Source organism: Candidatus Dormiibacter sp. (assembly GCF_050999135.1).
Lineage (GTDB): Bacteria > Chloroflexota > Dormibacteria > Dormibacterales > Dormibacteraceae > Dormiibacter > Dormiibacter spiritus.
Map to the genome: position 1 here is coordinate 32,611 of NZ_JBPCPN010000027.1, position 13,476 is coordinate 46,086.

The following is a 13,476-nucleotide window of genomic DNA, read 5'->3' on the forward strand; positions in this document are numbered from 1 at the left end:
GTTACCAGGTCGGTCCTCCGAACGCTTCAGAGCCGTTTCTGGCGGACTTCGCTCGCGACTCGCTCGACAAAAGCCTCCAGCTCCTCGCTGCTCTGCTCTCCGGCCCGATCGCGGATCTGGACGCTGCCCGATTCAGCCTCTCGTTCACCGACCACCGCCAGGTAGGGCAGGCGCCGGTTCCGGCCCTCGGCAATCTTCTTGCCCACCCTCTCCGGCCGGGCGTCGACCTCCACCCGCAGGCGCTCCCTTCGCAGCCGCTCAGCCACCTGCTGCGCGTACGGAACGTGGGCGTCGGTTATGGGCAGGACCCCTACCTGGACCGGCGCCAACCAGGTTGGGAAAGCGCCCGCGTAGTGCTCGATCAGATAGGCGGTGAAGCGCTCGAGAGCGCCCAGGGCCCCCCGATGGACCATGATGGGAGTCTGCCGCGAGCCATCAGGGGCGATGTACTCCAGGCCGAATCGAAGCGGCAGCTGGAAATCCACCTGGACCGTGTTGTTGGTGAACTCCCGCCGCTGCGCATCGAGGATCTGGAAGTCGAGCTTCGGCCCGTAGAACGCGGCCTCGCCGCGGCCCACCTCGTAGCGCTCGCCGCTGGCGTCCAAGGCTTCCGCCAGCGCCGACTCGGCGTGGCGCCACTGTTCGTCAGCGCCCACCCACTTCGCCGCCTGGTCGTCGCGGATTGAAAGCCTGTAGCGATGGATCTGGACGCCCAGCGTTCGCATGAAGTACTGGGCGAGCTCGATGGCGCCACGGAGCTCCTCCTGCAGCTGGTCGGGGGTGCAGAAGATGTGAGCGTCGTTCAGGGCGATCGAGCGGACCCGGATCATGCCCATCAGTTCGCCCGACTTCTCCCAGCGGTACATGTTGCCGATCTCGGCGATCCGCAGCGGCAGGTCGCGGTAGCTGCGGGGCTCAGCCTCATAGACGAGAATGTGATGAGGACAGTTCATCGGCCGCAGCTCCAGCTCCTCGCCCTCGGGGGTCCGCATGGGCGGAAACATGGTTTCCTGGAACTTCTGATAGTGGCCACTCTGGCGGAAGAGGTCGAGCTTCGCGACGACAGGAGTGACGACGTGCTGGTAGCTACGGGCCAGCTCCTCGTCCACTATCCAGCGTTCCAGTTCCCGCCGAACTGTCGCGCCGTGAGGCAGCCAGATAACCATGCCCTGACCGGTCCGTTCGTCGAGCCGGAACAGCTTCAGCTGGGGGCCGAGCCGTTTGTGATCCCGTTTCTCGGCCTCGGCCAGCGCCCTTAGGTAGTCGTCAAGCGACTCCCGGTCGGGCCAGGCGGTGCCGTAGATGCGAGTCAGCTGGGCGTTCTTCTCCTCACCTCGCCAATAAGCTCCCGAGACCTTGGTCAGCTTGAAATTGGCCAGGCGTCGCGTCGAATCGACGTGGGGTCCCCGGCAGAGGTCGAAGAACTCTCCCGTCGCATAGCAGCTGATCTCCTGCTCGGCCGCCGCCTCCCCCGCCAGGATCTCGAGCTTGAAATCCTGGCCGAGCGCCCGGAATCGCTCGATCGCCTGCTTGCGGCTGAGCACCACCTGCTCATAGGGCAGGTTGCGCCGGACCAGCTCCTCCATCTTCTTCTCGATCCGGCGGAGGTCCGCCTCGCCGACCGGCTCCGGAAGCAGGAAGTCGTAGTAGAAGCCGTTCTCGACCGGAGGACCTATTGCGTACTTGGTGCCCGGCCAGAGCTGGGTGACTGCAGCCGCGAGCAGATGCGCTGTCGAGTGCCGCAGCACGTAGAGCGGCTCCGAGCGGAGTTCGTCGGCGGCACTGGCCAATTGGTCTCCGAGGATAAGGAACGTGGCCCCCGCGATAGTTATGGGACCCTTCAAACGGCTCCCGGGTTTTCAGGCCGGGGGGATCTGGCGGTGTTGTTGCCCTGGTGCAGGCGGTCGCGGCGCGGCGAAGACGCGCCGCGCGTAGCCGGCGCTGAGCACTCCGGCCGCCGCCAGCAGCACGCCGAGTGAGCCGATCACCCGATCCGGGCCCAACACGTCCGAGAGCACTGCGCCCAGCAGCACAGGGATGGCGCTGACGCCGTTCACGACCATGAAGAGAAGTGCGAAGACCCGGCCCCGGACACTCTCGGCGGTCCCCTCCATGAGTGCGCTGAGCGCAGGGATCATGAGCGCTCCGAACTCCAATCCGAGCAGGAGGCTGGCAGCGGCGCCAAAGGCGCGGGTGAGCGGCTGCAGCTCGACGAAGTTGCGCAGGACGGCCGGCAAGACCGCCAGGGCCAGCAGGGTGACCCCGGTGGCGATCAGCGCCGCCATCAGGAGCCGAGCTCGGTTCCAGCGGCGGCCGAGCTGGCCCAGGGTGGCCGCGCTAAGCAAAGTCCCGATGGTGGCCGGCACCACTATCAGGTAGGTGTCCTGCTCGGCCACTCCCAGCACGCGGGTCACGTAGCCCGGCGCCAGCGTGAACATCATGAACATCACGAGGACCGCCAGAGCCAGCTCGGCGAAGGCGAGCAGCAGCACAGGCGAGCTGGTCAGCACCCCCATCCCCTCACGCAGCTCCAGGGCCAGCTGCTTGAAGGGGTGGCGCTCGCCTGTGTGCTGGGTCCGTTCGGGATTGGGGATGCGCGCCAATGCGATCAGGCCAGCCGCCGCCAGGAAGAGCCCGGTCGCTATCCAGTAGGGGGCATAGATCTCAACCCGGGAGACGATCGGAGCCAGCGGCGCGCCCAGCACCAGGGTGATGACCATGGTTCCCAGGACCATGGAGTTGGCGGTGATGAGCGCCTCCTTGGAGATGACTGTGGGGATCGCAGCGGCCTCGGCGGGGCTGAAGAGCTGGCCGACGGCGGAAAAGGCAAACGTCAGCACCAGCAGATGCACGTACTCGCCGCGGAGAGCCGGAACGAGGCTGGCCGCCGGGATGAGCGCAATCAGAACTGCCCTGACCAGATTGGTCCAGACCATCAAGCCCTTGCGGTTGTGGCGGTCGGCGAAGACCCCGGCCAGCGGCGCGATCGCCACCGCCGGCAGCGTGTAGGCGAGAAGCGTGATGGCCACCCCTGTGTTGGCACCGGACACCCTGTAAGCAAGGATGATGAGCGAGAACATCAGGAACTTGTCGGCCAGCTGGGCGGCTATCTGGGCGAACCAGATCAGGCGAAAGTTGCGCTGGCCGAGTACGTAGCGAAAGCCAGTGCGAGCGCTCGGCGGCAGCGGGGAATCCGTCAACTTGGCTGAAGCTTAGTGCTCCGGGCTGGAGCACTTGGGTGCCCCGAAGGCTGTGTGCAGAGCCTCCCACTCTGCCAGCCGGAGCGTTTCGGGCCGCCGGGCGGGATCGATTTGCAGAGATCGCAGCCGCTCGGCCACAGCCGCCGCGGGCAGTCCACTCAGCCTGGCCAGGCTGCCCTGCAGCTGCTTTCGGCGAAACTGAAACAGCGAAGCGGAGAATTTGAAGAACTGCGCCGGATCCGGCACCCGGAGGGCCGGCCGAGGCAGCACCTCCAACACCACCAAGGCTGAGTGAACCTTGGGCGCCGGCCGAAAGGCCGCCGGCGGCAGCGTGAAGGCGAGCCGGGGCTGGCTGAAGGCATGCACCACCACTGTGGCGAGACTCCAGCCGTCCTCACCGCACCAGCGCTGAGCCACCTCGCGCTGCACCACGAGGCTCAGGCGCTTCGGCCGCGGCTCAGGCTCCAGCAGGCGGCGGAGGAGCGCACCGCTCAGGTAGTAGGGGATGTTGCCCACCACCACTTCCCCTCCCAAAGGAAAGAGCCTGCCAAGATCAAGCTCGAGGATGTCAGCGGCGAGGACCTCGGCCCCCGGGGCGGCCGCCCTGAGGCGGAATATAAGGCGTTGATCGACCTCCACGGCCACCACCCGGCGCGCGAGCCGCACCAGATAGGCGGTCAGCGTGCCAGGGCCGGCTCCGATCTCCAGGACCTCATCCTCGTGCTGAATGCCAGCCGCTTCGATCACCCTCCGCAGCAGGTCGGGATCGACCAGCCAGTTCTGGCCCAGGCTCTTCCTTGCCCGCGGCTCGAACGTGTTGCTCAGCGGGCGACCGCCGGTCTTGCCGCCTTCAGCTTGGGAAAGAGCGCCTGCGCGTTGGCCCGTTCCAGCCGGGCGAGCTCGGCCAGCTCCAGACCGCGCAGCCCTGCCAACACCAGTGCGGTGTCCAGCAGCCAGGCGGGCTGCATGGAGCCGCTGCGGCCGCGGGGCGTTCCCCAGGGCGCGTCAGTCTCTAGCAGGATGCGATCGCCGGGGACGCTCGCCGCCACCTGACGAAGATCCGCCTGGCTGGCGCGGGTCAGGACCCCCGCGAAAGAGATGTAGAGACCCAGCTCCAGGAAGAGCTCGGCCCAGCCTCGATCGAGCGTCCAGTAGTGCATGACGCCGGTGATGCCGGCATGCTCCCGCAGCACTTCATAAACCGCCTGCTCGCAGCCACGGGTGTGAACCGAGACGGGCAGACCCAGCTCCAGCGCCAGCCGGCACGCGGCGCGAAACCACTTGACCTGCTCACCGTGAGGCCCCCGGTGCTCATCCACGTGGTCCAGGCCCACTTCGCCGATCGCGACAGTGCGCGGGTGGACGGCCAGCTCGCGCAGAAGGCCCAGGTCCGGCCCCTGCTGGTTCAACGGATGATGCCCGACAGCGGCCCAAACGCCCTCGCCCGCGGAGGCCATGGCCAGCGCCTGGCGGCTGGTCTCGCCGTCGACCCCCATGGCTATGAAGTCGCTGACACCCGCCAGGCGGGCTTCGCGCAGCGCCTGACCAGGCTCGTTCAGGCTCTCGAGGTGGAGGTGGGTATCGACCAAGCCCGGTTCAATCACCGCCGGCCAGCCTGGCCAGCTCAGCCGCCACGATGGTGGGTTCGAGTTTCTTGAACAGCGGCTCGGGCACAGGCAGGCGCCGGCCTGACTCAATCCGGCTGGGCTGCCAGCGATCCTGTTCCTCATATCCGGCCCCGCCGCCCAGCACCAGGTGGCTCCGGCCGCACTGCTCCAGCTGCTCTGAGAGCTGGGGCTGAGGCGCCAGCACGTCTCCGTACCCGAGCAGTTCGTGGAGGTGCTGGCAGGTGAAGGGCAGGAAGGGGGTGAGGAGCGTCTTCAGGCTGTCGACGCAGTGGACCGCCACAAAGAGAGTGGTCGCTGCTCGGCGCCGATCCGTTTTGATCGCATGCCAGGGCTGTTCCTCACCCAGATATTGGTTGACCAGGGCAGCCAGCCGCAGTGCCTCAGCCAAGGCCGCCTTGAAGTGGGCGGCCTCCAGGAGCTCAGCCACCGAATCAAAGCCTGCCTCAACCTGGTCCAGCACCCTCTGATCGCGCTCGCTCAGTTCACCGGGTTCAGGTACGCCGCCAAAGTTCCGCTGCGCGTTGACAAGCGTCCTGTGCACCAGATTGCCCCAGGTGCCCACCAGCTCGTCGTTGTTGCGACGCAGGAACTCCGCCCACGTGAAATCGCTGTCCGAGGTCTCCGGACCGGCGCTGATCAGGTAGTAGCGAAGCGGGTCGGGATCGTAGCGGGAGAGGAAGTCGCTCACCTCTATGACGTGGCCGCGAGAGGTGGAGAACTGCTTGCCCTCGAGTGTCAGGAACTCGGTCGCGACGACGTCGTAGGGCAGGTTCAGCTCGCCGACGCCCAGGAGGATGGCCGGCCACATGACGGTGTGAAAGGTGATGTTGTCCTTGCCCATGAAGTAGTAGCCGCGCGAGTTGGGGTTGCGCCACCACTCCTGCCAAGCCTCGGGCGTGCCGCGGTTGTGGGCCCACTCGATGGAGGCCGAGAGATAGCCCATCACCGCGTCGAACCAGACATAGATGCGCTTGTCAGGGCGTTCCTGCCAGCCCGGCAGCGGGATGGGTACCCCCCAGTCGAGATCCCGGGTGATCGGTCTTGGCTTCAGATCCTCCAACAGCCGCAGAGTGAAGTTGCGAACGTTCGGCCGCCAGTGCTTCTGGCGTCGGACCCAGCGCTCCAGTTCCGCCGCGAAGGCGGGCAGCTCAAAGTAAAAGTGTTCGGCCTGCTTGAACTCCGGCACCTCGCCATTCAGCCGGCTGCGGGGGTTGATCAGGTCGGTGGCATCGAGCTGGTTGCCGCAGTTGTCGCACTGATCGCCGCGTGCTTCGGGGAAGCCGCAGATCGGACAGGTGCCTTCGACGTAGCGGTCGGGCAGCGTGCGCCCGGTACTGGGCGAGAACGCGCCGAGCACGGTTTGCGGCTCGATGAAGCCGGCTTCGTAGAGCCGGCGGAATAGGTCCTGCACCACACGCTCGTGGTTGCAGGTGGTGGTCCGGGTGAAGATGTCGTACGCGAGTCCGAGCGCCTGCAGCTCCTTGACGATGATCTCGTTGTTGCGATCGGCGAACTCCTGGGCCGAGACACCCTCGCTGTCGGCGCCGTAGGTGATGGGAGCGCCATGCTCGTCGGTGCCGCTGACCATGAGCACTCGGTTGCCGCGGAGCCGGTGATAGCGGGCAAACACGTCCGAGGGGACTCCGAATCCGGCGACGTGCCCCAGATGGCGCGGCCCGTTCGCGTAGGGCCAGGCGACGGCTACCAGAATGTGGTCGGGCACGTCTGGACTGTAGCAATCGGCCAGGGCTAACCTGGTTTGCCGCTCCCTCTCAGGATTCGCTGCCGCTGATGACGAGAGTGAACTCACCTCGGGCCCGGCCGCCGAGCTCCTCCAGCACCTGGGTCGCGGTCCCGCGCCGCAGCTCCTCGTGCAGCTTGGTCAGCTCCCGGGCGAGCAGCAGGGGTCGCTCGGGCAGCGTCTCGGCCAGGACGGCAAGTGATTTGAGCACACGGTGGGGCGATTCGAAGGCGACTGTCGGCTGGCGTGTCTCGGCCAGGCCGGCGAAGAAGCGCCGCAGCTCACCCGGCTTGCGCGGCAGGTAGCCGACAAAGCTGAAGCCGGCCCCAGGAAAGCCCGCCGCCGAGAGCGCGGTGGTGACCGCGCTGGGACCGGGCAGCGGCACGACCGTATGCCCCTCGCGCCAGCTGGCCGCCACCAGCTGCTGGCCGGGGTCGCTGACCGCCGGCGTGCCGGCATCACTGACCAGCGCCACATCGCCGGCTGCCAGCGCGGCGAGAACGCGCGGCAAGCCCCTCCGCTCGACCGGCGCGCGGTAGCTGAGCAGCGGCTTGCGCAGCCCATGACGCGAGAGCAGCCTGCCGGTCAGCCGCGTGTCCTCAGCGGCCACCGCGCTCACCTCGGCCAGGATCCGCAGCGCGCGCTGAGACAGGTCCTCGAGGTTCCCGATCGGAGTCGCCAGGACATACAGCGTGCTCATGGGGTGGTGGCCGCGCGGGCGAGCCAGGCCTCCACTCTCTCCCCCACCTCGGAGGCGGGGCCGATGAACCGCTCTGCGGGCGGCAGCGCGGCCAAGAATGCCCGGCCGTATTCGCGCGTGACCATCCGGCTGTCCAGGATCACGGCTGCGCCGCGGTCGGCGCGGCGCCTGATCAAGCGGCCGAAGCCCTGCTTCAAGCGCAGGGCCGCCAGCGGAAGCGCCGCCTGCAAGAAGGGGTCTCGCAAACGCTCAGCTCGGGCTGCGTAGAGGGGATCGGTTGGCACCGGGAAGGGCAGGCGCACCACCACCACACAGCTGAGCCGGTCGCCAGGGACGTCGATGCCCTCCCAGAAGCTGGCGGTCCCCAGCAGCAGCGCTCTCTCGCTGCCTTCGAACGCCTGGAGGACGTGGCGCCGGCTGCCGTCCAAGCCCTGGCCCAAGATCAGCACTTGATCCAGATCCCGCCGCTGTTTCAAGGCCGCGTAGACGTCCCGCAGCTGGGTATGGGAAGTGAAGAGGGCCAGCGTGCGGCCGCCCAAGCGCCGGGCCAGCTCGGCCACCAGTTCGACCACCGCCAGCTCAAAGCTGGACTCCTGCGGCTCCGGCAGGTCCGCCGCCAGACAGACCAGCGACTGCTCGAGATAGTCGAACGGCGAAGCCAGCAGCAGTGTCTCGGCGGCCGGGCTGACGCCGCAGCGGGCCAGGAAGTAGTCGAAGCTGCCGGCCACTGCCAAGCTGGCCGAGGTGAGCACCACGCTCGTCAGTGGCGCGAAGAGGCTGTCCGCCAGCAGCTCGGCCACCTCCAGCGGGGCGGAGTGCAGGGTTGGCCCGCCTTCGCGGAGGGTCAGCCACTTCACGCTTCCCGGCGAACCGCCGGCGAACGCCGCCTGGAGGAGGGTTGCCGCCGCCCAGAGCTCGCCGCGGATGGTCTCCAGCTCGCGGATCCCCGCGTCCGGCTGCTCGCCGCTCAGATCCTCTCGGCTCAACGCAAGGCTGCGACGGATTTCGCCGTCGAGCGCGAACAGCGCTGTGGCGGCATCCTCGGCCAGTCTTGACAGCTGCTCGAAACCCGGTTCTGCCCTGACGTTGTCGGTGAGCCGCACCTTCGTCTCTCGCTGGCCTTCCTGCTCCGCGCGGTGGTGGCTCCATTCGAGCAGGGCCGCCCAGAGCTGTTCGAGCCTGAGCCGGCCCTGCAGCGCAGCCGATCTCGCGGCCTCGAAGTCGGCGCCCCCGCCTCCTAGCCGGGGCGCAGCGGCGAGCTCGACCAGCAGCCCGGAATCAGTGTCTGCGCCGCCAACCAGGCGGGAAAGAAGGGCGGCAGTCGCAGCAGCGGCGAAAGTCTCAGTGCCCTCCTCAGTAGCCGCGTCCTCCAGGTGGTGTGCCTCGTCCACCACCAGGTGGGCATAGCCCGGTAACACCTGACCCTGCAGCGCCACGTCGGCGAGCAGCAGGGCGTGATTGACTATGACCAGATCGGCCGCCTCGGCCTGGGCGCGAGCCCCGTGAACGAAGCAGTCGGAAGGGTTGACCGAGAGACCGTCCGTCGCCGGCGTGCAGCGCCAGCCCAGGCAGTCGAGGCGGTCAGAGGCAATCCGGGCCCAGAGCAGGTGCTCCGCGTCTTGCAGTTTCAGCTCCGCCCGATCGCCGCTGGCGGTGGTGGCGAGCCAGACGGTCAGCTTGAGCCGGAAGGCGAGTTCAGCCTGGTCGGGGCAGGTCTCGGTCAGATAGCGGCGCCACCGGCGCAGTGAGATGTAGCTGGAACGCCCTTTCAGCTGGTGGACGCTGAAGCTCCAGGGCAGCCAGCTCTGCAGGGCTGGGATGTCGCGCCGTATGAGCTGCTCCTGCAGGCTGTGGGTGTGGGTGGCGATCACCACCCGTTCGCGCCACAAAACTGAGCGGGCGGCGGCCGGGATCAGATAGGCCAGGCTTTTTCCGGTCCCCGTTCCCGCCTCCACCACCAGGGTGGAGCCCCGCCGCATAGTCTGCGCCACCGCCAGCAGCATCTGGACCTGCGCCTCTCGCGGCTCATAGCCCTCCAGGTGCGCGGCCAGCGGGCCATCAGGCGCCAGCAGGGCGGCCAGCGCTGTGGGGTCGTCAGGCGGCTTGGGCTGCTGCGCGGCAGCCGCCGGGCGAGCGGGCAGACCCTTTGCGGTCGACCTGGCGCCCGGTGGTTCGGCCAGTGGTGAGGTCGCGAGCGCCTCAGCGAAGAACCTGGCGAGCGGCCAGCCGTAGGGCTGACAGAGATCAAGCAATGCCGACTTCACTGCCGGCGGCAGGGTTCGGGCCTGCTCTCGGAGCCTGAGCAGCAGCTGGCGGGTCGCATCAGCGTCGTCAAGAGCACGGTGCGGCCGGGGTTGGTCAAGACCGAGCTCCGCGGCGAGCCGGGGAAGACTGTGGCTGGCCGCCGCAGGCAGCAGGATGCGGCCGACATCCAGCGTGTCGAGAACCTCCTGCTCATCGGGCCAGGCTCCGTTCTGGCGGAGAAAGCTCAGGTCGAAACCACCTCCGTGGGCGACGGGGATGCGGCCGGCGAGAAAGCTGCGCAGCCTCTCCAGGGCAAGCCCCGGCTCGGTGCCCAGGGCCAACGCAGCGGGGTCGATGCCGGTCAAGGCCAGGACCTCCGATGGGACCTGACGGCCCGGCCTGACCAGCTCCTCGTACCGCTCCTGCACGCCGTCTCCGTCGAAGCTGACGGCGCCTATCTCGATCACCTGGTCGAGTGCCGGATCCAGCCCCGTCGTCTCCAAGTCGAAGGCGGCGTACTGCACAGGCCGGCCGATGCTAAGCGCTGATCCCAGGCGCGGCCTGGATGACGCCTGCCAGCTCGGCTCGGAGCCGATCCAGATCTGAGTAATCGCCGCGCAGCTCCGCCGGCAGCAGCTCCGCGATGGCCAGCATGATCGCATCCGCTGCCTCCTGGTACTGGACCGGCCTGCCGTCGGGCCGCCGCGAATGGACGTGGAAGGGAGGTCCGAAGCGGACTTCGACCCGAACCCGGCGCGGCCAATGAGCCCCTGTCGGGAAGCATTCGCGGGTCCCGATCAGCCCCACCGGCTGGACGGCCACCCCTGTCGAGCGGGCAAAGAAGCCAGCTCCCGGCTCGGCCCGAATCATGCCCCCTTCCCGAACGCGCGTCCCCTCCGGATAGACCACCAACGCCTCCCCCGCCCGCAGCAGGTCGAGCACCTGCCGCACGGCGCGACGGTCGGCCCTGTGCCGCGCGACAGGGATGGCCCCATAGCTGCGGAACACCCAGGCGGTGAAGCGAGAACTCTGGAAGTACTCGACCTTCGCCAGGCTCCAGGCTCGTGGCCGCGGCAGATAAGCGGGCACCAGCGGCGGATCAATCGTCGAGCGGTGGTTGGCGCAGACCAGAAGACCGCCCTCCGCCGGAACCAGGTTCTGGCCGGAGACAACAAATCGCCGGCCCAGGTAGACGCTGACAGCAAGCCTCATCATCGCCCGCAGCAGCCGGTACATGTTCAGCTGCTGCGAACTGTGTTGAGGATGGAGTTCACCACTTGATCGAGATCCAGCCGGTCAGTGTTCAGGGTCTTCGCGTCTTGGGCCACCTTGAGCGGTGAGGCACTTCGCTCCCGATCGCGACGATCGCGCTCCTCGATCTCCCTCCGCAGCGCCGCCGCGTCTGGCGTCAGCCCCCGGCCGTGCTGCTGGAGCTGCCGGCGCCGCACCCGCTCTTCGACACTGGCATTGAGGAAGAACTTGTGCCGGGCCTGGGGGAGCACTACTGTGCCGATGTCACGGCCGGCCATCACCGCCCCAAAGCGGGCCAGCCGACGCAGCTGGGGAAGCAGCGCAGCCCTCACCTGGGGCAGCTCGGCCACGCGTGACGCCGCCTCGCTGACGTCTGGCGCGTAAAGCGCCTGCCCGACCTCCAGGCCATCGATCGCCAGCCTGTCTGGCAGCAGCTCCAGGCGCAACCTCACCGCCACTCCGGCCAGACAGTCGGCGCTGGCCGCCGACGTGTCAGTCTCCCTCTGCAGCGCCGCCAGGGCAACTGCGCGATAGAGGATGCCGCTGTCGATGAAAGGCAGGCCAAGCTCCGCCGCCACCCGGCGGCCGACCGCTGACTTGCCAGAACCGGCCGGACCATCGATGGCCACCTGCTGCGGTTGGAGCAGGCTAGCCAACCGTTAGGCCGGCTGCTTCGCGCAGCGCCTTCAGCTCCGGGGGACGCAGCCGGCGCCAACCGCCCGGATGGAGCCGGCCGAGCCTGATGGGGCCGAACGCCTCCCGGGTCAGGCCCTCGACCGGGTGCCCCACAGCCGCAAACATGCGCCTGATCTGGCGGTTGCGGCCCTCTCTCAGAGTGACTCGCAGCTGGCTGTACTGACCGCGGCTGGTCAAGAGCTGGACCTCCGCCGGTTGGGTCACACCGTCGGAAAGCTCGACGCCCTGCCGAAGCCGGCGCAGATCCGCTTCTCCCGGCACCCCCCGAACCGTGGCCAGGTATTCCTTGGCCACCTTGTGCTTGGGGTGCTGGACGCGATTGGCAAGCTCGCCGTCGTCGGTGACCAACAGCAGGCCTGTCGTCTCGGCGTCGAGCCGGCCCACCGGGAATAGACGGCTGGTCTGATGCTCCGGCGGCAGCAGATCCAAGACGGTCGTGCGACCCTGCGGATCGCGAGTCGTGACCACCACCCCGGCCGGCTTGTGGAAGGCCAGCCAGCGCCGCTCGGTGATCCGCTCAACGGGTCTGCCCTCGACTTCAACCCTGTCCAGCTCGGGATCTATCAGACGCCCGTCAGCCGGCGCCATGCGGCCGTTCACCTTGACGAAGCCGCCGGCTATGAGTCGATCGGCCTCGCGCCGGGAGGCGATGCCCGAGCGGGCCAGGAAGCGGTTCAGGCGTTCCGTGATGCCGTTCGCTCCCGACCTGACAAGAGCAGCGCCCGCTGCTCAGCGACCTCGACCGGGCTGACTGGAGAAGTGTCAAGCTCGGCGCCCACCGAAGCTGGAACCGGCAGTTCCTGGAGCGATTCCAGGCCCAGCAGCTGGAGAAAGCGCATGGTGGTGCCGTACAGCTTGGGCAGGCCCGGCGCCTGCGCCCTGCCGACTTCGCTGATCAGCGCCCTCAGCTCCAGGTTGGCCAGGACGCCTTCACAGCTGACGCCCCTGACCTCCTCGATTCGCGCCCTGGTCACCGGCTGCTGGTAAGCGACTATCGCAAGCGTCTCGTAGGCGGCGGGCGAGAGCCTGCCCGCCACCTCGGGCCGAAGCGCGCGGCGCACTTCTGCGGCCACCTCCGGGCGCGTGACCAGTTGGACCTGGTCTTGCTGGCGCTGCAGCATGAGACCTCGCGTCTCCAGGGATTCTCGCAGCTGGCCGAGGGCCTCCTCCAGGTCCGGCCGCGCGGCTTCGGTCGCCCGCTGCAGCTCGCGCAGCTCGAGCGGCCGAGTGGAGGAGAAGAGGATCGCCTCAACCGCTGCCGAGAGTCGCTGCCGTTCGCTCACGCCGGCTCCACCCAGATCCGCTCAAACTTCTCCCGCTGCCGCACGCGGATCTCGCCCCGGCGCAGCAGCTCCAGGATGGCGACGAAGGTGACAACAGCCTCCAGGCGATCCAGTGATTCCAGGATCAGCTCAGTCAAATCAAAGCCGCCCTGCGCCAGCCGGGAGCGCAGAGCCTTCAGTTTGTCCTCCAGCGTCCAGGTGTGCCCAGTGAAGACCAGTGATCGGGGCGGCACGCGCGCCAGCGCACTCTGGAAGGCCACGACCAGTGCGTCCACCCGCAAGGGCACCTCCTGGCCCTCGGTCTCGATCTCCCTGACGGGCGGTGGGAAGCTGGTTTCGTCGCGCTCGGCCCGGCGGCTGAGCTCGTGCGCCATCTCTTTGTAGGCCCTGTACTCCAGCAGCCTGAGGCGGACCTCCTCCTCCCAGTCCAGCAGTTCGGTCTCCTCAGGTTCGGGTTCCTCGCCGGGCAGCAGTCGGATCGACTTCAGGAGCAGCAGCCGAGAGGCGAGCCAGAGGAACTCAGCCATCTCGTCGACGTCTTTCGTCTCCAGCTCCGCCACCTGCGCCAGATAGGCATCGGTCAAATCGGCCAGCTGGAGTTGAAAGATGTCGATCTCGCTCCGCTCGACGAGGGCCAGCAGGAGCTCCAGCGGTCCCTCGAAAAGGGGGGACTTGACGCGGAGCTGCGGGGCCACCTCGACCGCGCGGGCCTCGTCGTGCATCGGCTGGCAAT

Annotated in this window: 12 protein-coding genes; all 12 read right to left on the reverse strand. The window is 68.0% G+C overall.

From position 1 onward, the window contains the following. Nucleotides 1–26 precede the first annotated feature (26 nt). The 12 genes from thrS to ACR2MZ_RS06985 all read right to left on the reverse strand — a co-directional run bounded on the left by thrS (nucleotide 27) and on the right by ACR2MZ_RS06985 (nucleotide 13,465). Nucleotides 27–1,790 (reverse strand): threonine--tRNA ligase, encoded by a 1,764-nt coding sequence (gene thrS / locus ACR2MZ_RS06930; RefSeq protein WP_434004331.1) that lies wholly within the window; start codon nucleotides 1,788–1,790, stop codon nucleotides 27–29. A 69-nt stretch (nucleotides 1,791–1,859) separates the two neighbouring features. After that, nucleotides 1,860–3,200 carry an MFS transporter gene (locus ACR2MZ_RS06935; RefSeq protein ID WP_434004332.1) on the reverse strand — a complete coding sequence of 447 codons (1,341 nt, stop codon included), beginning with the start codon at nucleotides 3,198–3,200 and terminating at the stop codon, nucleotides 1,860–1,862. A gap of 12 nt (nucleotides 3,201–3,212) precedes the next feature. Beyond that, the gene (gene rsmA / locus ACR2MZ_RS06940) at nucleotides 3,213–4,025 is read right to left on the reverse strand and encodes a 16S rRNA (adenine(1518)-N(6)/adenine(1519)-N(6))-dimethyltransferase RsmA (protein ID WP_434004430.1); all 813 of its coding nucleotides are present in this window, start codon (nucleotides 4,023–4,025) and stop codon (nucleotides 3,213–3,215) included. Further along, nucleotides 4,022–4,804 carry a TatD family hydrolase gene (locus ACR2MZ_RS06945; protein ID WP_434004333.1) on the reverse strand — a complete coding sequence of 261 codons (783 nt, stop codon included), beginning with the start codon at nucleotides 4,802–4,804 and terminating at the stop codon, nucleotides 4,022–4,024. Before ACR2MZ_RS06945 ends, rsmA begins: the two co-directional genes overlap by 4 nt. After that, entirely contained in the window at nucleotides 4,797–6,551 is a 1,755-nt protein-coding gene (metG, locus tag ACR2MZ_RS06950) for a methionine--tRNA ligase (RefSeq protein ID WP_434004334.1), read from the reverse strand. The genes ACR2MZ_RS06945 and metG overlap by 8 nt, the downstream gene beginning before the upstream one ends. 49 nt (nucleotides 6,552–6,600) lie before the next feature. Next, nucleotides 6,601–7,269 carry a 16S rRNA (cytidine(1402)-2'-O)-methyltransferase gene (rsmI, locus tag ACR2MZ_RS06955; protein WP_434004335.1) on the reverse strand — a complete coding sequence of 223 codons (669 nt, stop codon included), beginning with the start codon at nucleotides 7,267–7,269 and terminating at the stop codon, nucleotides 6,601–6,603. Further along, a complete protein-coding gene (locus ACR2MZ_RS06960) occupies nucleotides 7,266–10,037 on the reverse strand; it encodes a helicase C-terminal domain-containing protein (RefSeq protein ID WP_434004336.1) in 2,772 nt (923 codons plus the stop codon). Before ACR2MZ_RS06960 ends, rsmI begins: the two co-directional genes overlap by 4 nt. Before the next feature lie 13 nt (nucleotides 10,038–10,050). After that, nucleotides 10,051–10,749 carry a lysophospholipid acyltransferase family protein gene (locus ACR2MZ_RS06965; protein ID WP_434004337.1) on the reverse strand — a complete coding sequence of 233 codons (699 nt, stop codon included), beginning with the start codon at nucleotides 10,747–10,749 and terminating at the stop codon, nucleotides 10,051–10,053. Nucleotides 10,750–10,751: 2 nt separating this feature from the next. Continuing rightward, entirely contained in the window at nucleotides 10,752–11,420 is a 669-nt protein-coding gene (cmk, locus tag ACR2MZ_RS06970; protein ID WP_434004338.1) for a (d)CMP kinase, read from the reverse strand. Then, nucleotides 11,413–12,150: a pseudouridine synthase gene (locus tag ACR2MZ_RS06975; RefSeq protein WP_434004431.1), complete on the reverse strand. Its 738-nt coding sequence runs from the start codon at nucleotides 12,148–12,150 to the stop codon at nucleotides 11,413–11,415. The genes cmk and ACR2MZ_RS06975 overlap by 8 nt, the downstream gene beginning before the upstream one ends. Further along, entirely contained in the window at nucleotides 12,135–12,743 is a 609-nt protein-coding gene (scpB, locus tag ACR2MZ_RS06980) for an SMC-Scp complex subunit ScpB (RefSeq protein WP_434004339.1), read from the reverse strand. The genes ACR2MZ_RS06975 and scpB overlap by 16 nt, the downstream gene beginning before the upstream one ends. Then, a complete protein-coding gene (locus tag ACR2MZ_RS06985; protein ID WP_434004340.1) occupies nucleotides 12,740–13,465 on the reverse strand; it encodes a segregation and condensation protein A in 726 nt (241 codons plus the stop codon). The genes scpB and ACR2MZ_RS06985 overlap by 4 nt, the downstream gene beginning before the upstream one ends. Nucleotides 13,466–13,476 lie beyond the last annotated feature (11 nt).